Source organism: Arthrobacter sp. MA-N2, assembly GCF_000517125.1.
In the GTDB taxonomy this organism is placed as follows: domain Bacteria; phylum Actinomycetota; class Actinomycetes; order Actinomycetales; family Micrococcaceae; genus Arthrobacter; species Arthrobacter methylotrophus.
Window position 1 is genome coordinate 290,175 of the sequence record NZ_KI912155.1, and the last position, 20,307, is coordinate 310,481.

The 20,307-nt window shown below is 63.3% G+C and carries 19 protein-coding genes and 2 tRNA genes; 8 read left to right on the forward strand and 13 right to left on the reverse strand.

Annotation, left to right across the window (positions count from 1 at the left end):
* The first annotated feature begins 84 nt into the window (after positions 1–84).
* The 6 genes from A3M3_RS0101665 (at position 85) to A3M3_RS0101690 (ending at position 4,618) form a co-directional block, all read left to right on the forward strand.
* Entirely contained in the window at positions 85–516 is a 432-nt protein-coding gene (locus A3M3_RS0101665; protein WP_028264867.1) for a hypothetical protein, read from the forward strand.
* A gap of 107 nt (positions 517–623) precedes the next feature.
* Complete coding sequence (locus A3M3_RS0101670) at positions 624–1,577, forward strand: J domain-containing protein (RefSeq protein ID WP_028264868.1); 954 nt, start codon at positions 624–626, stop codon at positions 1,575–1,577.
* A 20-nt stretch (positions 1,578–1,597) separates the two neighbouring features.
* Entirely contained in the window at positions 1,598–2,065 is a 468-nt protein-coding gene (locus A3M3_RS0101675) for a tRNA (cytidine(34)-2'-O)-methyltransferase (protein ID WP_028264869.1), read from the forward strand.
* 239 nt (positions 2,066–2,304) lie between these two features.
* Positions 2,305–2,919: an ECF RNA polymerase sigma factor SigK gene (sigK, locus tag A3M3_RS0101680; protein WP_028264870.1), complete on the forward strand. Its 615-nt coding sequence runs from the start codon at positions 2,305–2,307 to the stop codon at positions 2,917–2,919.
* Between the two features lies 1 nt (position 2,920).
* A complete protein-coding gene (locus A3M3_RS0101685) occupies positions 2,921–3,808 on the forward strand; it encodes an anti-sigma factor (RefSeq protein ID WP_028264871.1) in 888 nt (295 codons plus the stop codon).
* A gap of 48 nt (positions 3,809–3,856) precedes the next feature.
* The gene (locus tag A3M3_RS0101690) at positions 3,857–4,618 is read left to right on the forward strand and encodes a MerR family transcriptional regulator (RefSeq protein WP_028264872.1); all 762 of its coding nucleotides are present in this window, start codon (positions 3,857–3,859) and stop codon (positions 4,616–4,618) included.
* 87 nt (positions 4,619–4,705) lie between these two features.
* On the opposite strand, the gene A3M3_RS0101695 is transcribed toward A3M3_RS0101690, so the two are convergent.
* The 6 genes from A3M3_RS0101695 to A3M3_RS0101720 form a co-directional block, all read right to left on the reverse strand.
* Positions 4,706–6,079: a GntT/GntP/DsdX family permease gene (locus A3M3_RS0101695; RefSeq protein WP_028264873.1), complete on the reverse strand. Its 1,374-nt coding sequence runs from the start codon at positions 6,077–6,079 to the stop codon at positions 4,706–4,708.
* Entirely contained in the window at positions 6,076–6,630 is a 555-nt protein-coding gene (locus tag A3M3_RS0101700) for a gluconokinase (RefSeq protein ID WP_035741210.1), read from the reverse strand. The genes A3M3_RS0101695 and A3M3_RS0101700 overlap by 4 nt, the downstream gene beginning before the upstream one ends.
* A 74-nt stretch (positions 6,631–6,704) precedes the next feature.
* The gene (locus tag A3M3_RS0101705) at positions 6,705–7,484 is read right to left on the reverse strand and encodes a PIG-L deacetylase family protein (RefSeq protein ID WP_028264875.1); all 780 of its coding nucleotides are present in this window, start codon (positions 7,482–7,484) and stop codon (positions 6,705–6,707) included.
* Between the two features lie 5 nt (positions 7,485–7,489).
* A complete protein-coding gene (locus A3M3_RS0101710) occupies positions 7,490–8,443 on the reverse strand; it encodes an electron transfer flavoprotein subunit alpha/FixB family protein (protein WP_028264876.1) in 954 nt (317 codons plus the stop codon).
* A gap of 14 nt (positions 8,444–8,457) precedes the next feature.
* Positions 8,458–9,258, reverse strand: coding sequence for an electron transfer flavoprotein subunit beta/FixA family protein (locus A3M3_RS0101715; protein ID WP_028264877.1), 801 nt, complete (start codon positions 9,256–9,258; stop codon positions 8,458–8,460).
* Between the two features lie 281 nt (positions 9,259–9,539).
* Entirely contained in the window at positions 9,540–11,189 is a 1,650-nt protein-coding gene (locus A3M3_RS0101720) for a S1C family serine protease (RefSeq protein WP_028264878.1), read from the reverse strand.
* Positions 11,190–11,519: 330 nt separating this feature from the next.
* On the opposite strand from A3M3_RS0101720, the gene A3M3_RS0101725 reads away from it, so the two are divergent.
* Together A3M3_RS0101725 and A3M3_RS0101730 are read left to right on the forward strand one after the other, a co-directional pair.
* On the forward strand, positions 11,520–13,565 hold the full coding sequence (locus tag A3M3_RS0101725) for a TPM domain-containing protein (RefSeq protein WP_028264879.1): 2,046 nt from the start codon (positions 11,520–11,522) through the stop codon (positions 13,563–13,565).
* Between the two features lie 100 nt (positions 13,566–13,665).
* Complete coding sequence (locus A3M3_RS0101730; RefSeq protein ID WP_028264880.1) at positions 13,666–14,454, forward strand: PspA/IM30 family protein; 789 nt, start codon at positions 13,666–13,668, stop codon at positions 14,452–14,454.
* A 112-nt stretch (positions 14,455–14,566) separates the two neighbouring features.
* Here the strand turns inward: A3M3_RS0101730 and A3M3_RS0101735 are convergent, their stop codons facing one another.
* From A3M3_RS0101735 to A3M3_RS0101765, 7 genes are all read right to left on the reverse strand, one after another.
* Positions 14,567–15,703, reverse strand: a complete 1,137-nt coding sequence (locus A3M3_RS0101735; RefSeq protein WP_028264881.1) for an acyl-CoA dehydrogenase family protein — start codon at positions 15,701–15,703, stop codon at positions 14,567–14,569.
* Between the two features lie 50 nt (positions 15,704–15,753).
* Positions 15,754–16,686, reverse strand: a complete 933-nt coding sequence (locus A3M3_RS0101740) for a cytochrome b/b6 domain-containing protein (protein ID WP_028264882.1) — start codon at positions 16,684–16,686, stop codon at positions 15,754–15,756.
* A 90-nt stretch (positions 16,687–16,776) separates the two neighbouring features.
* On the reverse strand, positions 16,777–17,748 hold the full coding sequence (locus tag A3M3_RS0101745; RefSeq protein WP_028264883.1) for an electron transfer flavoprotein subunit alpha/FixB family protein: 972 nt from the start codon (positions 17,746–17,748) through the stop codon (positions 16,777–16,779).
* Positions 17,749–17,760: 12 nt separating this feature from the next.
* Positions 17,761–18,528: an electron transfer flavoprotein subunit beta/FixA family protein gene (locus A3M3_RS0101750; RefSeq protein ID WP_028264884.1), complete on the reverse strand. Its 768-nt coding sequence runs from the start codon at positions 18,526–18,528 to the stop codon at positions 17,761–17,763.
* Positions 18,529–18,694: 166 nt separating this feature from the next.
* Positions 18,695–18,768: transfer RNA gene (locus tag A3M3_RS0101755), tRNA-Met, on the reverse strand.
* Positions 18,769–19,685: 917 nt separating this feature from the next.
* The gene (locus A3M3_RS0101760) at positions 19,686–19,823 is read right to left on the reverse strand and encodes a hypothetical protein (RefSeq protein ID WP_155854258.1); all 138 of its coding nucleotides are present in this window, start codon (positions 19,821–19,823) and stop codon (positions 19,686–19,688) included.
* A gap of 224 nt (positions 19,824–20,047) precedes the next feature.
* Positions 20,048–20,121: transfer RNA gene (locus tag A3M3_RS0101765), tRNA-Met, on the reverse strand.
* Positions 20,122–20,307 lie beyond the last annotated feature (186 nt).

The window sequence follows — 20,307 nt, forward strand, 5'->3', positions numbered from 1 at the left end:
AGCTTAACTCTAAAATCAACACTCATTGCTTAATCCCGGGGAACTTTCTAAAATCAAACTATCTACTTTTAGAGAGAAGGCATCATGAACACCGCATCATCCCCAGCCCCCACGAAGTCCGGATCACTGTTGGCCATGGATCCCCAACGACAGGCATTCCTCCTCCTCCGGACCGTGTTCACGGTGGCACCGATCATTTTCGGCCTGGACAAGTTCGCCAACCTGCTCACCCATTGGACGATCTACTTGGCCCCTATGGCCACGTCGGTGGTGCCGATCCCGGCCCAGACATTCATGTACATCGTGGGCGTCGTCGAGATCGTAGCCGGGATTGCCGTAGCAGTCCGCCCGCGCTTCGGCTCGCTCCTGGTGGCCATGTGGCTTCTGGGAATCATCGTGAACCTGCTGGTACTCGGCAACTTCTTCGACGTGGCACTGCGCGACTTCGGGCTCCTGGTGGCCGCACTCGCGCTCAATCGTTTGGCTGTCGCCGCGGGTCGAGCCTCCCGGAACTAAAGCGGGGCGCGCGGTCGTTCTCAAGGATGGCTGGCTAGACTTGCCAGGATCGCCACTCCACACCGGGGTCGGCGGAAATCGTCAGAATCCCAGAGAAAGGCCCATGGTTGGCTGAGGGCAGCAGTTCCCACTACCAGATCCTCCGAGTTCCCGTCACGGCGACCGACAAGGAGATCAAGGTGGCTTACCGGAAAGCCGCGAGGAACGCCCACCCGGACCATGGCGGGGATCCGGAAATCTTTCGACAGGTCACACTTGCGTACGAGACGCTGATTGATCCCAAGCGACGCGCGGAGTACGACCGCCGCTACGCCAGCGGTCCTTCCGGAAGAGCGAACCCCTTCCCAACGCAAAGACCGGACTACGGCGGTGCCGGCGCTCCGGAAACCCGCACCGCCGCCGGGGTCCACCGGCAGAATGCCCCGCGCAACACTGCTGGCGATCCCCCCGTCTACGTCCCGTCCTTCGATGATCCCCGCGAGGTCCCCCTCCTCTCCAAAGGCGAGGCCGCTCTCCAGATCCACGGGATTCCCCGGAAACGCGGAATCTTCGGCGCCGAAGCGCGCATCCAGCGGGAAATGCGGACGGTCCAGCTCATCAGCCGCCAGATCCTGCCTGCCATTCCCGCAGCCCGGCTCATCAACGGTCTCCGCTCCCCCTCGGACGACAGCCACATTGATCATGCGCTGCTTTCCGGATACCGGCTCGCGTTGATCGGATCCATGCTGCTGCCCAAGGGTGCGTACGCGTGGGACGGCGTGGCGCTCAAACACGGCGGCCGTTCCGTTCCACCGCCCCGGCTCGAGCTGACGGTGCGCCACATGCAGGAGATCTTCCCGGAGCTGAACGTGACCGGCTGGGTGGTAGTCCACAGCCCGGACGGGAACCCGCATGAACCGGTCATCGACCACTACCGACGCACGGACGGGGATTTCGGTTCGGTGCAGGTGGTCAACGCCGCCGGGCTGGCCCGCGGGCTCAAGCGGTTCCTGAGTTCCGGTCCCGTGCCAAATACGGTGGTCGTCCCGGTCCTGGCCCGGCTACTTCGCGGCATGCACTAGCCGCTGGCTAGGATTGATACGTGTTCCGCATCCTCTTCCACACCCCTGAAATCCCGGGCAACACGGGAAACGCCATCCGGCTCGCCGCCATCACCGGCGCGGAGCTCCATCTCGTGGAGCCGCTGGGCTTCGACTTCTCCGACGCGAAGCTGCGCCGGGCGGGACTCGACTACCACGACCTCGCGGTGGTCACCGTGCACAAGGACATCGACGCCGCGTGGGCGGCTTTGCAGCCCGAGCGGGTCTTCGCGTTCACGTCCGACGGCGAGTCTTCCTATACGGACATCGCCTACCAAGAGGGCGACGTCCTGCTTTTCGGTCCCGAATCCGTTGGCTTGCCGTCCTGGCTGAAGCAGGACCCGCACGTCACGGCCCGTGTTCGGCTCCCCATGCTGCCGTCCCTGCGTTCCCTGAACCTGGCCAACGCGGCCTCGATCGCGGTGTACGAGGCTTGGCGCCAACACGGCTTCGCCGGCGCCAAGCTCTAGCAGCCAGCCTTAACAGGCACCCCGGCCGCCGCTCGGGCCTAAAGTCCCAGTTGGACCGCCCATCCATACGGCCTGTTGCACCGAATACCCTGTACAGGCACCAGAGCCTGGGCAGGCACCCGGCCTGTGAACAGCGGGCCGGGGAGCGACGGACCATGGAAGGGGCGCAGGTGACTACTCTCAAGTCCCGCAGTCCTTCTGGTACTGCAAGGGCCGCTAGCGACCTATGCTGGACGGTAATGGATACACCGAATGTGCGAGGTCCCGAGGCCCTTGGCCTGCCTGAGGCCCCTGGCTTGATTGCCGGCAGCAATGCACAGCTTACTGAATTGCTGAGACTGATGGCCGACGGCGATCGGGCTGCCTTCAGCGAGTTCTACCGGCTCACTGCGCGGCGGGTATTCGGCATGGCCAAGCGCGTACTGATAGACACGGGCCTGAGCGAAGATACCGCGCAGGAAGTGTTCATCCAGGTCTGGCAGAACGCCGGCAAATTCGATCCGAACGCCGGCAGTCCGCTCGCATGGCTCATGACCATCACCCACAGGCGTGCGATCGACCGCGTCCGTTCGGCCCAGTCGGCCACGGAGCGCGAAGCGAAGTACGGGGCCGCAAGCCAGAACCTCGACCATGATTCCGTGGAAGAAGAGGCCAGCGGCCGCCTCGAGGCCGAGGCCGTTACCCGCTGCCTTGGAACCCTCACGGAAACACAATTGGAATCCGTGCGGCTCGCATACTACGGCGGACTCACCTACCGGGAGGTAGCCGAACAACTCGGCGCCGCGATTCCGACCATCAAGTCCCGCATCCGCGATGGACTTCTCCGACTCAAGACTTGCCTGGGGGTGAGCTGACATGACCGAACACGACGACAACACCCGGAACTTCGGGAAGGACGGCTACCTCCGCAGAATGTTTGCTGGCAATATCGCCACGGATCTTGCTGAAGGCCGCGTCCTGGAGCTCGCCGAGATCTATGCCCTTGATGCGCTAAGCGACGCTGAACGCGCTGAAATCGACAACTACATTGCCACCGCACCTGTTCGCTCGGCATTCCTGGAACGGGTTCGGCAAACACGCGAAACGCTCGCAATGACGTTCACGGACGAGGCGGAGCCTCCCGCTGGCCTGCTGGAGGACATCCTCCGGCAACTCCCCCGGCAAGCCGGTTCCGCCGACCCGCGGACGGCCTCCGCTCCGCCGTCGGATCCTGCCGGCGGCACCGAAGCCTCTGCCGTTGCCGCAACGGCACCTGCAGCCGGCGTCGTGGATCTCGAAGAGGCCAGGACCCGACGTCGACTCTTCGGCGGTGTCCGTGGTTGGGTGGCTGCCGCTGCGGCCGCTGCGGTGATTGCCATTGGCGGGATAGGCGTTGGCGTGTACGTCGCCGGGCAGAACGACCCCGTGAACCAGGTCCTGCACGCCGGCGATGTCCGCCAAGCCACCGTCAACGTCAACGGCGGCGGCACTGCCACGGTGTCCATTTCCACCTCGAAGAATGCCGTAGTGGTCCGCATGAACGGCGTGCCCGCTCCCCCCGCGGGCAAGGTCTACCAGATGTGGCTTATTCCCAAGGACGGCTCCGCCCCTGTATCCCAGGGACTCATGGACGCCGAAGCCTTGAGCCATCCGGCGGTCGTCTCGGGCATTTCCAGCGCGGCGTCCCTCGGCATCACCGTGGAACCTTTGGGCGGCTCCAAGACACCAACGCTTCCCACGGTTGCCGCAGCGCCCCTCGCGTAATAAGCCGGGGCTTGACCTTGACGTAGCGTCAACTTCTACGCTGGATACATGAAGCAGGACAAGGGCGGTACCTGGACCATTTCCGAAGTGGCCAAGGCCAGCAACGTTTCCTCGCGAACCTTGCGGCACTATGACCAACTCGGGCTGCTGGAGCCATCCCACACGGGGCACAACGGCTACCGGTACTACGGCCAGCCCGAACTGCTGCGCCTGCAGCGGATCCTCCTGCTTCGTGAACTTGGCCTGGGGCTCGAGACCATCGGCGAAGTTCTGGACGGCCAGGCCGATCCTGTCGAGGCGCTTGCCGTGCACAGGAACTGGCTCCTGGCCGAGCGTGACCGCATGGACCGGATGTCCAGGACGGTCGACGCAACTATCGCAGCACTACGTCGAGGAGAAACCATGACCGCGGAAAACATCTTCAGGGATTTCGACCACAACCCCTACGAAGCCGAAGCTCGCGAGCGCTGGGGCGATCGGGCCGTCGACGAGAGCAACGCCCGGCATTCGGCCTTGACCCCGGCCCAAAAGCAGGCCTTCATGGAGGAGTATGCGGCCCTGAACCAGGATCTGGCGCGTTGTTTCGATGCCAGCCTCCCGGCGGACCACCCGGAGGTCCAGGCCGCCGTCGACCGCCACTACAAGTGGATCTGCGCCAGTTGGACGCCGAACGCCGGATCTTATGTGGGCCTGGGCCAAATGTACGTGGACGACCCCCGATTCAGCGCCAATTACAACAAGGTCCGGCCCGGATTAGCGCCTTACCTCTTGGAAGGCATCAAGCTTTACGCGGCGGAAAAGCTCAGTTAGCTTCTTCCCGCTGAAGCGCGACGGCGGCCCGTCCCCACTGGAACCCCGGGGACGGGCCGCCGTCGTGCTAGCCACTGAGTAGTCCCGCTAGATGATCAGCGAGAGCACCATGATAAAGGCGAAGGCGACCACCGAGATGAGCGTCTCCATCACCGACCACGTCTTGAACGTCTGGCCGACAGTCAAGCCGAAGAGCTCCTTTACGAGCCAGAACCCGGCGTCGTTGACATGGGACAGGAAGAGCGAGCCGGCGCCGATGGCCAAGGCAAGGAGTGCGGCATGCGTCGGGCTCAGGCTGCTCGCCAACGGAGCCACGATGCCCGCAGCCGTCACCGTGGCAACTGTCGCCGAGCCCGTGGCCAGGCGAAGCGCCACAGCCACGATGAAGCCCAGGACCAGTACGGACATGTTGGCACCCTCAGCCCATTTCTTGACCGCGTCACCGACCCCGGCTCCGATCAGGGTCTGCTTGAAACCACCGCCGGCACCCACGATCAGCAGGATCGCGGCAATCGGTCCGAGGCTGTTGCCTAGCTTCCCCGTGATCTTGCTTCCGGTGAAGCCCACGGCGTAGCCGAAGGTCACCATGGCGGCGAGCACAGCCAGGGTCATCGCCACGAGGGGCTGGCCAATGAAGTCAAGGACCGTACGGATCATCGGGGCGTGGGTGGCGTCGGGCCAGACAATGTCCGCGATGGCTTTCAGGAGCATGAGTACTACCGGGAAGATGATGGTCAGCAAAGTGACGGGGAAGGTCGGCTGGCGCTTCACTTCGCTGAGGTCGACGGCGTGCTTGGTGTCCACGCCACCGGCCACTGCGGGGGCATCCACTGGAACCCAGCGCGCGGCCAAGCGGGAAAACAACGGACCGCAAATGATCACCGTGGGGACGGCCACCAGGAGCCCCAGTGCCAGGGTGGTACCCAGTTCGGCTTTCACCGCGCTGACGGCGATGAGCGGCCCGGGGTGCGGCGGGATCAAGCCGTGCAACACCGACAGGCCCGCGAGCGCCGGAATGGCAATGCGCATGAGCAACATGTGCGAACGCTGGGTGACCAGGACAATCACCGGAAGCAGCAAGACGAGGCCGATCTCAAAGAACATCGGGAGGCCGATGATGACCGCGACCAAGGTGATCATCCAGACCACCTTGTTGCCGCTGGCCTTCTCCAGCAAGGTGTCCACCACCCGGTTGGCACCGCCGGAGTCTGCCAGGAGCTTCCCCAGCATGGCGCCCAGGGCAATCAGGAGGCCGACTTCCTTCAGGACGCCTCCCACTCCGTCTTCGAAGTTGCTGACCACCTTGTCGAGCCCGACTCCGGATGCCAGGCCAACAAAGGCCGAGCCGAGTACCAAGGAAAGGAAGGGGTGGACCTTGAATTCGGCGATCAGCACGACGATCAGCGCAATGCCGATTGCCGCGACCACAAGGAGTTGGGTGTCGTGCCCGGTCCAGTTCACGCTGCGCCACCAAGCATGTGGGCCGTCGGGGCCGTCTGGGCCTTGAGGCCGAGCCGGTCGACGATTTCGTCAGCCTCTTCCGCAGGGGAAGCAGATACACACAGCGAGATGTGGTCCTCATCCTCCGTGGGCACTTCGAGGGCGCCGAACTGGGATTCCAGCAACGCGGGAGGCATGAAGTGCCCGTGGCGCGAAGCCAGCCGGTCGGAAATCCGGTCTTTGCTTCCCTGGAGGAAGACGAATACAACCCCCTCGCCGCGAAGGACATCCCGGTAGCGCTTCTTCAACGCCGAGCATGTGATGATGCCGGGCTTTCCCGCTGCGGTGCGTTCCTTGATCCAATCGGCAATGAGGCCCAGCCACGGCCAACGGTCCTCATCGCTGAGGGCATGGCCCGCCTGCATCTTTGCCACGTTCGCTTCGGGGTGCAGGTCATCGCCTTCGGCGAGGTCCCACCCCAGCCGTCCGGCCAACAGACCGGCCACTGTCGATTTGCCGGAACCGGAGACGCCCATGATCACCAATACCGGTTGTTGTGCAGTCTTCGCCATCAAAGTCTGCCTTCCTCAATTAAATATGATTTAAACGAGTGTAAGCATATGACACAGGTTACATATCAGCAATTTCAGAAGCCTGCGATGGTCTGGGAGCCGTTGACTTCCACCACGTGGAACGCTTCGGCGCTCCGGCCGCGGGGCATTCCTGCACGCGAGGCATTGTGCGCGAGCATGCCCCGGACGGCGCGCTCCATGCCCTCCAGATCGGGATGCTGACTCGCGTGGATCCGGATCGCGGCAAGCTTCGCGTCCACATGCCCCGTGACGTCCACGAAATGGTTCTCCCGCGCTTCGGGACCGGCGAAGAGCCACAACCAGGGCAGCCGGAAGGCCGCAAGACCGGCTTCCGCCAGTTCCGGATACGCGAAGGGATTTTCCAGCGCAGGGTATACCGCGCGGGTCACGATCTCACCGACGGCAAGGTGGTCCGGGTGGCTCTTCTGGATCCTGTCCCAATTGCGTTCCGGATGCATGGCCAGGACCACGTCGGGGCGGATTTCGCGGATCAACTTCACCACCTGCCTCATGACATCATGCGTCGGTTCCAGGTAGCCGTCGCGCTCATGGAAATAGTGCACGTCCGTCACGCCGACGAGGGCCGCAGCTTGCCTCTGCTCCTCTGCGCGCATGGCGATGATCTCTGCGCGGTGGGCAGGATCGAAGCCTCCGGCATCGCCGTCGGTCATCACGCAATAACTGACCTCGACGCCGGCAGCGGTCCAGGCCGCGATGGTGCCGGCCGCACCGAAGTCGACATCGTCCGGGTGGGCGGTAAAACAAAGCACCCGCTCAACGCGCTCCGTGGAGGCGTTGAACGGGCTCTTTGCTGACGAATAGTCAGAAGACAAGAGGATCAGCCTTTCCGTTTCTTGATCTCTTCGGTGGCCTGCGGAACAACCTTGAAAAGGTCGCCGATGATGCCAAAGTCCGCGATCTCGAAAATCGGCGATTCCGCGTCCTTGTTGATCGCGACAATGACCTTGGAGGTCTGCATCCCGGCCTTCTGCTGGATCGCTCCGGAAATGCCTGCCGAGATGTAGAGCTGCGGGGACACGGTCTTGCCCGTCTGGCCCACCTGGTAGTCATGGCCGATCCAGCCTGCGTCCGTCGCGGCACGGGACGCCCCGAGGGCACCGCCCAGCGCGTCGGCAAGCTCCCCGAGCGGGCCGAAGTCGCCATCGACGCCGCGTCCGCCGGCAACCACGATCCGGGCTTCGGTGAGCTCGGGACGTCCGCTGGCGGCCTTTTCTGCGCGTCCGGTGATCCGTGCGGCGTTCGCGGTAGCATCGCCGGGCACCTCGACGGTGACGGCTTCCGGGGTGCTTGCCGCGGCCGGGGACTCGACGTCAACGCTGTTCGGCTTGACCGTGAGGACGGCGACGGCCGTGCGCGCCTTAGCAGTGGTGGTGTAGGAGCCGGCCAGGACCGACTTGTGGGCTGTGCCGTCGGAGTCGACACCTACGACATCCGTGATGACGCCGGCGTTGAGCTTCACGCCGAGACGCGCCGCGATCTCCTTGCCGTCGGCCGTGTTCTCCAAGAGGACGGTCTCGGCTCCTGAAGCCGCAACTGCCGCAGCAAGATAGGCGGCCTTCGGCGCAACCAGGTAGTCGTCGAGATCCGTAGCGGACGGCCGGTAGAGAACCGAGGCGCCGTACGCTCCCAGGGCGGCAGCGACGTCGTCGTGCAGCTCGCCGTTGAAGGCAACGGCCACTTCCCCGAGGGACCGGGCGATCGTCAGGAGTTCGAGGCTGCTCTTCTTGAGCGCTGCTCCCGGGTTGTCAATGAATACAAGTGCTTTTGCCATGTGTCGGAATCCTTTTAGAGCAGCTTCTGGGCGGCCAGGAAATCAACCAGCTTGATGCCGGCGTCGCCTTCGTCAGTGATGATGGTGCCGGCTGTGCGCGGCGGACGCGCCTCCGCGGTCTCGACGGCGGTCAGCGAACCCGCGGCACCCACCTGGGCTGCATCGACGCCGATATCGGCGAGGGTGAGTGCTGTGATTTTCTTCTTTTTGGCGGCAAGGATGCCCTTGAAGTTGGGGTATCGCGGCTCGTTGATCTGGTCCGTCACGGATACCAGGGCGGGAAGCGTTGCCTCGACGGTGTCCGCGTGGGCGTCGCCGTCACGGCGGGCGATGATGCGCTCCCCATCGACATCCAGGGAGGAAGCAAAAGTGACTTGCGGCAGCCCGAGCCGTTCGGCGAGCTGGGCGGGAACCAAGGACGTTTCGCCGTCGGTCGAGGCCATGCCCGTCAAGACAAGGTCCACAGGCGAATCGGCACCGAGATACCGGATCGCCGCGGCGAGCGCCAATGAGGTAGCGGCGGCGTCCGAGCCGGCCAAGGCGTCATCGCTGAGGTGCGCTCCTGATGAGGCGCCGATCTGCAAGGACTTCTTGACGGCGTTCACGGCACCGGCGGGACCCATGCTCAAGGCGATGACCTCATTGCCGGCCTTCGCACCTCCGCGGGCCTCGCTGAGTTGCAGCGCAGCTTCAAGCGCATACTCGTCCAATTCGGACAGGATGCTCTCGTCGCGGTCCGTGGTGTTGCCTGGGCCTGTGAGGTGTCGGTCGAACTGCGCGTCCGGGACGTGCTTGACCAGAACAACAATCTTCAATGTATCTCCCACTGTGTTCGAGGCAGCCTTCCATACTCGGGGATGGCCAGCAACTAGGCGCATGGCCAAGAGTGCCCAGCATATGGGCTCGTCCTAGCTAAGCATATTGCGGGACAACGCGGACAACGGCGCGGTCCCCCATGAACTCCTGTTTCGAGGATTGCTCGCGCTTGCCGCGGCAAAACAGCTAGCGACGACGGTGGGCGGCACCGCTGTGGTGCCGCCCGCCGTCGTCGCTAGCTGCTTGTTTCCGACTGGAATCCGCGGTCAAGGGGCTGCCGTTACGGGGCTGCGTCCAGGGTCACATCGAGGTCCTGGGACTGCCCGCCGCGCTGGACGGTCACCTTGACGGTGGCGCCTGCCGGCTGTTCGCGGACAGCCGCCGTGAGCTGTTCCGGATCAGTGATGTCCTTGCCGGCGAACTTGGTCACCACATCGCCCACCTTGATGCCTGCCTTCTCAGCGGCAGAGCCTGCGCTCACGCTTGCCACTTGGGCACCCACCGAGAACCCGGAACTGCTACCGGTAGCCGACTTGGGCTGCACGCTGACGCCGAACTGCCCGTGAGTGGCCTTGCCGTTCTTGATGATTTCCTGCGCAATACGCTTCGCGTTGTTGATGGGAATGCTGAAGCCCACGCCGATGTTTCCGCTGGACGAGGAGGAGGAGCTGCTGCTACCCGCAGAGGCGATCGCCACGTTGACGCCGATAATCTCGCCCTTCGTGTTGACCAGGGCCCCACCGGAGTTGCCCGGGTTGATGGCCGCATCGGTCTGGATCACGTTGAGCGAAACGGTACCCTGGCTCGCGCTCTGCTGGCTCTGGCCACCGCCTGGAGGAGCAAACTGGAATCCGCCCTGGCCGCCGCCTTGCGAGTTGTCCGAGCCGCCGTTGGGAACGGCCGAGGACGCGACGCTGATGGTGCGGTTGAGCGTGGACACGATGCCGTCGGTGACGGTGCCAGGCAGGCCGAGCGGGGCACCGATCGCGACGGCGTTGTCCCCGACGTTGATCTTGCTTGAATCACCAAGCGTGGCCGGGACCAGGCCCGAGGCGTTGTCGACCTTGATGATGGCAAGATCCGAAAGCGGGTCGGTACCCACCACGGTCGCCTTCATGACGCGTCCGTCGCTGAACCGCACTTCGATTGCGGCGTTGGCGCTGGCGCCATCGAGGGTCACCACGTGGGTGTTGGTCAGGATGTGTCCCTGATCGTCGAGGACGATCCCCGAACCGGTGCCACCCTGGCTTCCGCTGGAGGCCATGATGGTCACGACGCTGGGCGAGGCTTTGGCCGCCGCGGCGGTGATGGCGTTGACGTCATCCGTGTTGTTGACGATGACCGTCCCGGTCTGGCTGCTGCTGGCCGCGGCGGGGGTCCGGCTGGCGAGCAATTGATCGCTGGCTGCCACGACGCCGCCGCCCACCAGTCCCGCCGCCAGGATGCTGGCTACCAGGGTCCCGACGCCGAAGACCGGCTTGCGCTTTGGGCCCGCCGCGGGACCACCCTGGTGGGGCGCAGCCGGGAACTGCTGCGTGGGATAGTGCTGCGCGGGGTTCGGTCCACCGTAGAAAGGCTGGTGCTGCGGATAGTGGTTTCCTTGACCGGCAGCATAGCCCGGCTGGGGCCCCTGATGCTGCGGCGCCGAGTTGTGCTGGGGGCCACCGCTTTGCGGCGCGCCGTGCTGCGCCTGGATCTGCTCGGTAGCGTTTTCGGCGGGGCCGTGGGCCCACGGCGCGGGAGCTGCCGGGGGCTGGGCAGTGTACTCGGGCTTGGGTGTGAAATCCTGACCCGGCTGGTATGCCGGCAGCGGGGCCGTAGGCTGCGAATTGGCTTGCTTGTCCGCTTCCGCCTTGCCGGTGCCCTCAGGACCATGGTTCTCGGGGCCATTGTTCTCAGGCGCGGCGCCCTGTGCTGGGTTCTCCGTCATGGGACTTCCTTTCTTCCTCGTCCCCTTAACTATGCTCGCTCTTGCTGAATCAAGAGTCGACGTTCGCTGGGAGCTTGCTGAATGCCGCCGATGGAACGGATCCGCGCCGCGAACATCCTCGGCTAACCCCTCAACGAGGGAGGAGAGACGATCTCTCCCCGTTTCGCTAGCGGCATATTTGCCGCTGTGGACGCTCCGAAAGGTGCACCATAGAATCAAGTGGAATTGCCACAGCGGCCTGCGGCTTGACAACCATGCGTGGGGGCGCTGACGCATTCTGTTTCGATTGTTCCGGCTTGGACCAGTCGCAGACGTGCTGAAGGGTTGCACATGCGGTCAATGTTGAAACGTGTATTCGCCGTCATCGGCTTGGCTGGAATGCTGGCTATTCCGGCAGCCGCAGCCTGGGCAGCTGATCCGGTGATTATCCCGTCCGGCCAAAACATCACTGACGACGCCGGCGTCCTGCAGAACAAGACAGCGGTTCAAAACGCCATCAAGTCCCTCTACGACAACCACAAGTTCAATCTCTACGTCGTCACCGAAAAGACCTTCACCAACCCCAACACGCCTACCGACTGGGGCAACGCGGTAGCCAAGAAAAAGTCCTTCGGGTCCACTGACGTCCTGTTGGCCATCGCCACGGACGCAGGGCAAATCAACATCACCCGGGGCCCAGGCAGCAAGATCACCGATTCCCAGCGCGACGACATCAAAAACGCGGTGCTTGCAAATCTCGTCCAGAACAAGAAGAACTACGACCAAGCCGCGATCGATGCCGCCAAAGCGATCGGCGACACCCAGAATTCAGCCGGGGGCGCTGCTGCACTCGTGGGTGCGGCCGTTGTCGCCGCAGGTGGCGTGGGAACCTACCTTTATTTCCGAAACCGTCGCAAGAAGGGCCTCGCCCCGGGCCCTGGTTACGGTCCCCAGGGAGAACAGCTCGATCCGCTTGCTTCCATGAGCATCGCGGAACTGCGCCGCAAGTCCGGCTCCCTGCTCATCGAAGCGGATGACACCATCAAGTCCAGCGAGCAAGAGCTCGGCTTCGCCCAAGCACAATACGGCGATGCCGCCGTCGGGAACTTCACCAAGGCCTTGCTGGAAGCAAAGAACCATATGACCGAATCATTCAAGCTGCAGCAACAGCTCGATGACCACATCCCGGACACGGAAGAGCAGCAGCGCAGTTGGCTCGGAGAAATCATCCGACGCTCGGAAGCTGCCCTCGAGTCGCTGCGCGAGCAGAAGGCCGATTTCGATTCCTTGCGTGAGCTCGAAAAGAACGCGCCCCAGGCTTTGGCTGCCGTGGCTGCGGGCGCGCAGGAAGCCGAAGCAAAGATCGGCAGTGCCGAGCAATCCCTCAAGGGGCTGCGCGAAAAGTACGCAGACAGCGCACTCGGCCACGTGAGCGACAACATCACGCAGGCCAAGGACCGGCTTGCCTTCGTTCAGAATGCGACAAGCACAGCCCAGGAAAAGCTGGCGGCGGGTGAGAGCAGCCTGGCTGCGGTGGCCGTCCGTGCCGCGGAAGAGAGCCTGCACCAGACCAACGTCCTGCTCGATGCAATCTCAAAGGTGGCAGGCAGCCTTGACGAAGCCCGGAATTCTCTCGAGGGCGCGGTAGCAGACACCAGCCAGGACCTGGCGCAGGCCAAGGCCATGATCCAGGCCGGCGAACACCCGGAACTGACTGGTCCAGTGGCCGCAGTCGAAGCTTCGCTGGCCCAGGTAAACACCGAAATCCAAGGCGGAAAGATCGATCCCATCGCCACTTTGGACCGGGTGGAGAAGGCGCACCAGGCTTTGGACCAGGCCCTCTCCGGAATCCGTGACCAGCAGGAACAGGTCCGGCGTGCGCAGGCCTCGCTGCAGCAGACCATCATGGCTGCCCAGTCCCAGATCAGCGCCACTTCGGACTACATTGCGGCGCGACGCGGCGGCGTAGGAACCGAAGCCCGTACCCGCTTGGCTGAGGCCCAACGGAATCTCGACTACGCCCTGTCCATTTCCCGTAATGACCCGGTCACCGCCCTGACGTACGCCCAGCAGGCACAGTCGCTCGCGGCTCAAGCCGCCCAACTGGCCCAGTCCGACGTCGATCAATTCGGCGGCTTCGCCAACCAAGGCTACGGCCGGGGCGGCATGTTCGGTGGTGGGGGCAGCGGTGGCGGCCTCGGCGGGGCGATTCTCGGCGGCATCCTCATCAACTCCATCCTCCACGGCGGCGGGGGCGGCTGGGGCGGCGGAAACAACGGCGGCGGTGGCGGTTTCTTCGGCGGTGGCGACGGCGGTGGCGGAGGCGGTTTCTTCGGCGGCGACGGCGGTGGCGGAGGCGGCTGGGGCGGCGACTCCGGTGGAGACGGGAGCTTCTAGCTCACGAAAACCAAGTGGGGGCTAGTCCCCTACGTGGAACGGTACAAGAACTGATCACTGGATTCAGTGGGCACCACTGAGCAGGACGAAAGGCAACACCATGGTTAAGCAGTCCATTTTCGGGCGGATAGCGCAACTCGCCAAGGCGAACATCAATGCCTTGCTCGACCAGGCCGAGGACCCGCAGAAGATGCTGGACCAGATGGTCCGCGACTACTCAAACAACATCGCCGAAGCCGAGTCGGCCGTAGCGCAGACCATCGGCAACCTCCGAATGCTCCAGGCCGACTACAGCGAGGACATCAAGAACGCCCAGGACTGGGGCAACAAGGCCCTTGCCGCCTCCCGCAAAGCGGATGAATACCGCGCTACCGGTAACGCGAGCGACGCCATGAAGTTCGACAACCTTGCCAAGGTGGCCATCCAGCGCCAGATGTCGGCCGAGAACCAAGCCAAGGCCGCAGAGCCCAACATCGCTTCGCAGTCGGAAGTCGTGGAAAAGCTCAAGAGCGGTCTCGACCAGATGAAGGGCAAGCTCAACGAGCTCACCAGCAAGCGCAATGAGCTGATTGCCCGCTCAAAGACCGTGGCTGCCCAGACCCAGGTGCACGATGCCCTCAAGAGCATCGACATCATGGACCCCACCAGTGAGGTTGGCCGCTTCGAAGAGAAGATCCGGCGCGAAGAGGCCAAGGTCCTCGGGCAGCAAGAGCTTGCAGCCTCCAGCCTCGACGCGCAATTCAACCAGCTTGAAGACCTCGGCGAACAGACGGAAATCGAAGCTCGTCTGGCGGCCCTGAAGTCCGGTGGTTCGAACGCTGCGATCGGATCGGGCGCCACTGCCCCGGCTGACGACACGGTTGATGAAGCCGACTTCGACAAGCTCTAGGACCTTGCCGCCGGTTTGCCTCCGCGCGGCGATTGGCTAAGCAGAATCCTTGATCAGCATGACGGCCGGCCGGGCCTCCAAATAGGCCCGGCCGGCCGTTTGAGGAGTGTTTCTATGCTCCCGCCGCAAGCCGGCCGACGATCAGCCGCATGATCTCGTTGCTGCCTTCCAGGATCTGGTGAACACGCAGGTCCCGCGCTATCTTCTCGAGTCCGTATTCGGACAAGTATCCGTAGCCGCCATGAAGTTGGATGGCCTTGTTTGCCACGTTGAACCCTGCGTCCGTGGCGACGCGTTTGGCCATGGCGCACAGCCGCACGGTGTCCGGAGCGCCGCGGTCCAAAGCGTCGGCCGCCCGGAAAATCAACGTCCTGGCGGTTTCGAGTTCCGTATCCATATCGGCGATATCAAAGAGCAGCGACTGCTGGTTGATGAGCGGTCCGCCGAAGGCCGAACGCGATTTGAGGTAGGCGATGGACTTGTCCAACGCCGTTTGGCCCCCTCCCAGGGAACAGGCGCCCATATTGACCCTGCCTCCGTTGAGGCCCTTCATGGCGATGCCGAATCCGCTGCCTTCCTCCCCCAGCCGATTTGCCACGGGGACGCGTACGTCTTCGAAGATGACCTGCCGGGTAGGCTGGGCGTTCCACCCCATTTTCTTTTCGTTCGGGCCGAAGGACAGGCCCGCAGCATCCTCAGGTACCACGATGGCGGTGATGCCCTGGCTGCCGGTGTCGGCGGTCCGCGCCATGACCACATAGAGGCTCGAAACGCCGGCACCGGAAATGAACTGTTTGGTTCCATTGAGGACATAACTGTCGCCGTCGAGGACTGCCTTGGTGCTCAGCGCCGCGGCATCGGAGCCTGCACCGGGCTCCGTGAGGCAATAGCTGCCCAGGGCCTCCATGGACGCAAGCTGCGGCACCCATTTGGCCCGCTGCTCATCGTTGCCAAAAGCGTCGATCATCCATACCACCATGTTGTGGATGGAAATATACGCCGCGATAGTGGGGTCTGCCTTGGACAGCTCTTCAAAAATCAACGCGGCATCGGTGCGGCTGAGGCCTGAGCCGCCGAACTCTTCCCGGACGTAGATGCCTCCCATGCCAAGGGTGCCCGCTTCCTTCAGGACATCCACGGGGAAGTGTTTGGTCTCATCCCATTCTGCGGCGTGTGGGGCAATGGCCGTCGTGGCGAAGTCGCGCACCATCTCCACCACGGCTTGCTGGTCCTCTGTGAGCTCAAACATTGTCACTCCTTTTCCGGGTTGTCCGGTCTATTTCTAGCTGTCCGCTGGGGTTATTTGCTGACTTTCCCCATCAGGGATGCGATGGGGCGAAGGAACAACGGCCTGGCGAGGAACCACGCGCCCACAATGACCAGGAGGGACACGGCAAAGATGCCGAAGCCAACCCAGTTGATGTCGTCGCTGCTGCCGTACATGTGGTTCAGGTTGCGTAGCGCCCCGGTGGCGAGCACCAAGGTGACGTGCACGATGGTGAAGAGCACGAAGTACACCATCACCGGGAAATGCACTGCCCGGGCAAGTTCGATGGGGTACAGCTTGTTCACGGTGCCCGCCTTCTTCGGCCATGCCGAGGACGTGCGCAGGCCGGTGATGATCGCAAGCGGAGCGGCGATGAAGACCGTGACGAAGTAGGTCAGCAATTGCAGGGCGTTGTAGTTGACCCAGCCGTCTTCGGTGGGCCAGTTCAAGGAGGCGTACTGGAGGGCCGCGGAGACGGCGTTCGGGAACACATCCCAGCTGGTGGGAATGATCCGCATCCATTGCCCGGTGGCAAAGATCACGATGACGAAGACAATTCCGTTCAACACCCACAATGCATCAAGGGTCAGGTGGAACCAAAGGTCGAGGCTGATCTTGGTGGGCGCATTCTTGGTCCGGATCAACCCTGTGTTGTTGCGCGTCCATTGGGCCGGAGGCCTCTTGGCGGTGCGGACCTGCCAGCCGGAGCGAACGATGAGCACCATAAAGAAGACGTTCAGGAAATGCTGCCACCCCAGCCAGGCCGGGAACCCTACGGGAGCGTTCTCCGGGAGGCTCGATGCGCCCGGGTAGTCGTGCAGGAACGACTGCACACCCGACAGGCCCGTCAACCATTTGGCCAACAGGACAATGAGCAAAAGTACGATCAGCACGCCCGGAACTACCCAGAGGGGTTGGGACCATCTGCTCTTGGCTGCCGTCGACTTTTTCGCGGGGGTGGACATCTTCTCAGACACCTCTCGGAAGAACTTTGCAATCAGGGACGCATCAAGCTAACAGGCTTTGGGCTGGAGCGGCCAAAGCCTGTTACGCCGTCAGTTGGATCGGGCTTTGACGGCCTCGATGAGTTGCGGAACCACCGTGAAAATATCCCCCACGATTCCGAATTCGGCCACCTCAAAAATAGGCGCGTCCTCGTCATTGTTGATGGCCACGATGGTCTTGGCGGTCTGCATGCCAGCGCGGTGCTGGATGGCTCCGGATATTCCCAAAGCGATGTACAGCTGCGGGGACACGCTGACACCGGTCTGGCCGACCTGCGCGGTCTGGGCGACGTACCCGGCGTCGACGGCGGCGCGCGACGCGCCGACAGCCGCACCCAGGGTATCGGCGAGCTGTTCCACCAGCACGAAGTTCTCGGATGAGCCAAGTCCACGTCCCCCTGAAACCACCGTTGCCGCGCTGCGGAGCTCGGGTCGCGCGGAGCCGGCGGGATCGTCATGGAACCGGTCAATGAGGGCGGCGCATTCTGCGTTGTTTCCCAGGGACACAGTCTTGAGCTCGGCTTGAACCGTGGGAGCCTGGCCTTCGATCGCGCCTTGGCGGATGGTCAGGATCGGCAGTCCGCCTTCCACCACCGACTCCACCGTGTAGGCACCGCCAAAGACTGAATGTTGGGCAACCACGGTTCCGTTGTTGTTGTGCACGTGCACGACGTCGGCGAGCACGCTGCCGCCGACCCGCACAGCAAGACGGGCGGCGGCTTCGCGGCCGTCCACCGAGTTCGCGGCAAGCACGGCAGCCGGCTCGTAGGCGTCGACGGCTCCGCTCAGGGCGTCCACGGCTGGCGCCAGCAAAACGGTGCCGGCGGCGGCTGTTACAGCCGAGTAGATCCCTGCCGCTCCGAGCTCACCCAGGTGCGCAACGTCGTCGTCCGCCAGCGGTGTTGCGGAGACCACGACGGCGACGGGCGAACCCAGCGTGGCCGCGGCAGCCAGCAGCCCGCGGGCGGAAGCGGCGATCTCGCCGCGTGGGGAAAATTCGATGAGTACCAAGACATTCGACATTTCTTCTCCTCCTCAGACCAAGCGATTCGCCACGAGGAACTCAGCCAGCTCGTTTGCTGCGGTCCCGTCGTCGATGAGTTTCCGGCCCGCTGGGCGCGGCGGCCGTTCAACGGTGGAAATCACCACGGTGCGGCTGACGGGGGCCTGAACTCCGAGCCTGGACGCGGAGAGGGTGGTGATGGGCTTGCGCTTGGCCGTCAGGATGCCCTTGAAGTTGGGAAACCGGGCCTCCGGGAACCGTTCGGTCACCGTGAGGACGGCAGGCAGTCCCGTATGGATATCAAGGGTTCCACCTTCTCCCTGGCGAACGCCGCTTACCGCGCCGTCGGTGATTTCGGCGGAGATCAGCGAGCCCAACAGCGGCAGCTGAAGATGTTCGGCCAGCATGGCGGGAATGACCCCGGCGCGGCCATCCGTCGATTCGTTGCCAGCCAGCACCACGTCAAAACCGGTGGACCGCAAGGCAGCCGCCAGCGTTGCCGCCGTTCGACCCGTGTCCGCGCCGCTCAGGGAGTCATCCACGATGTGAACCCCGGAATCCGCTCCCATGGAAAGAGCCTTCCGCAAGGCCTGGGCCGCTCCCTCAGGGCCCATGGTCATCGCCACCACTTCCGTACCCTTGTTGGAATCCTTGATGCGCAATGCGGCTTCGAGGGCGCGCTCGTTGATTTCATCGACCACGCCGCCGGTGGCCTCGCGATCGAGTTGACCCGTAGCCAGATCGAGCTTCCGCTCTTCGGCCGTATCCGGCACGTGTTTGACGAGCACGACGATCTTCATTCAACAGCTCCCTCGATGCACATGGCTGACGCTTGGAATCGAGAATACTAGGAACTCCTAGTATTTACCATGGAGCGAAGGGACGAATGCTTGGAAAGCCTAGGATTCCTCTGCGGAAAACAAAAGGTCCGGCACAGTGTTTCCACTGTGCCGGACCTCTTATCAGTTGCGGGGACAGGATTTGAACCTGTGACCTCTGGGTTATGAGCCCAGCGAGCTACCGAACTGCTCCACCCCGCGTCGCAAAATCAACTCTACCGCACATTCAGGGCGCCTCCGACCACTCGCCCGTGGGTTGCGGCACTCGCCGATACGTGGCCCCGTCGTGACCTTCTTTGCTTCGGGAAAACGCCCGGAACACGGCGAATCGGATCATTTCGGCTCCGATCCGGGGCAAAGACGGCCAGGACGGACGCGGGACCATAGGACAAAACGCGTGTAAGGGAGGGGTTTGCTTCCCACTGTCGGCTAGCTAAATCAGGGATGTTTAAGCATTCGGACCTTAGGCTGCCGGGGTGCTTGTAGATCTTCTCTTTGTTTGATCTGCGGCCGGGGGCTTGTCCGGCCGAGGGCTTGTCCGGCCCGAGGGCTTGTCCGGCCGAGGGCTTGTCCGGAACGGAAGACCGGCTGAGGGCAAGCAGAGGTTCCGCATCGAGCCTTGAAGAACACCCGATGAAGGCAGGGCGGCAAGCATCTCCCCGGAACCCTGGGTCTACTGCCAAAGAGTTCGATTCTGCTGGATCATTCCACCCGTCAGTGGTGCCCGCCGCGTGATTCCGGGGCACCGGGACTTGCCGAAGCGGATGATCCAGCAGAATCCGACGTTCCCCGATGCATTCGCGGGTTATAGGACAAAACGTGTGTATGAGAGGGGCTTGCTTCCCCGCGTTGGCGGGCGAATTTCGGGATAGCTAAGCTTTGGAAGCATAGGGTGGCTGGGTGCTTGCATACCTCAGGACTGTCTGGTTAGTGGTCAGGCGCTGGTACGGAACGGAAAGACGGCCGCAGGTGAGCAGCGCTGCCAGTCTCTGGGCTGCAGGGCCAGCCGCTCCGGTGAACGCCAGGACGTCAGCATACGCTCCGAACTCGAGGCGTTCCTTGGCTGGCTAATGGGTACCGCCAATCAGTCTTCGCTCACCTGGTTCGGCGCCGGCCGGTCATTCCGCCGCCGCACGACCTGGTGCTGGAACATCGCCCAGCGGAAACATTGCCCAGCGGATCCCGGTGCCGGCGAGGTCCATGACCAGATCCAGATCGACGGGATCTATGGACAACGTCGGATTCTGCTGGATCATTCTCCTCGCCGAAGTTGCCGGTCCCGTGAGTCCGCGGGTCCGGAGTTTGTCCATTCGAATCATTGAGCAGAATCCGACATCCGAGCGAAGACGATCCCAAGGCGCTCGTGACACTCCCGGGATTTACACACGTTTTGTCCTAATAACCCCGCATTCGCCCTCAAACGGATGGAAAACAAAAAGGTCCGGCACAGTGTTTCCACTGTGCCGGACCTTTTCTCCAGTTGCGGGGACAGGATTTGAACCTGTGACCTCTGGGTTATGAGCCCAGCGAGCTACCGAACTGCTCCACCCCGCGTCGCAAGATCTACTTTACCTGCAGGTGAATGTCAGGCCAAATCCTGGCGACGTGACCTCCGTCTCTCCACTCCTGGAGCGGCCTGCGGCAAGCCGACGGCAGGACAGCCGGTTCACAGGAAAGACCGGGCCAGCCCTGGTCTGGGTTGGCCCGGTCTTGTCATCCCGCGGCTAAGCCGAAATCACT

Bases quoted from the DNA above. Each gene is read 5' to 3' on its own strand.
- A3M3_RS0101665 (WP_028264867.1), top strand. From the start codon at position 85: ATGAACACCGCATCATCCCCAGCCCCCACGAAGTCCGGATCACTGTTG.
- sigK (WP_028264870.1), top strand. From the start codon at position 2,305: ATGGATACACCGAATGTGCGAGGTCCCGAGGCCCTTGGCCTGCCTGAG.
- A3M3_RS0101685 (WP_028264871.1), top strand. From the start codon at position 2,921: ATGACCGAACACGACGACAACACCCGGAACTTCGGGAAGGACGGCTAC.
- A3M3_RS0101690 (WP_028264872.1), top strand. From the start codon at position 3,857: ATGAAGCAGGACAAGGGCGGTACCTGGACCATTTCCGAAGTGGCCAAG.
- A3M3_RS0101700 (WP_035741210.1), bottom strand. From the start codon at position 6,630: ATGGCGAAGACTGCACAACAACCGGTATTGGTGATCATGGGCGTCTCC.
- A3M3_RS0101710 (WP_028264876.1), bottom strand. From the start codon at position 8,443: ATGGCAAAAGCACTTGTATTCATTGACAACCCGGGAGCAGCGCTCAAG.
- A3M3_RS0101720 (WP_028264878.1), bottom strand. From the start codon at position 11,189: ATGACGGAGAACCCAGCACAGGGCGCCGCGCCTGAGAACAATGGCCCC.
- A3M3_RS0101725 (WP_028264879.1), top strand. From the start codon at position 11,520: ATGCGGTCAATGTTGAAACGTGTATTCGCCGTCATCGGCTTGGCTGGA.
- A3M3_RS0101730 (WP_028264880.1), top strand. From the start codon at position 13,666: ATGGTTAAGCAGTCCATTTTCGGGCGGATAGCGCAACTCGCCAAGGCG.
- A3M3_RS0101735 (WP_028264881.1), bottom strand. From the start codon at position 15,703: ATGTTTGAGCTCACAGAGGACCAGCAAGCCGTGGTGGAGATGGTGCGC.
- A3M3_RS0101740 (WP_028264882.1), bottom strand. From the start codon at position 16,686: ATGTCCACCCCCGCGAAAAAGTCGACGGCAGCCAAGAGCAGATGGTCC.
- A3M3_RS0101745 (WP_028264883.1), bottom strand. From the start codon at position 17,748: ATGTCGAATGTCTTGGTACTCATCGAATTTTCCCCACGCGGCGAGATC.
- A3M3_RS0101750 (WP_028264884.1), bottom strand. From the start codon at position 18,528: ATGAAGATCGTCGTGCTCGTCAAACACGTGCCGGATACGGCCGAAGAG.
- A3M3_RS0101760 (WP_155854258.1), bottom strand. From the start codon at position 19,823: ATGATCCAGCAGAATCCGACGTTGTCCATAGATCCCGTCGATCTGGAT.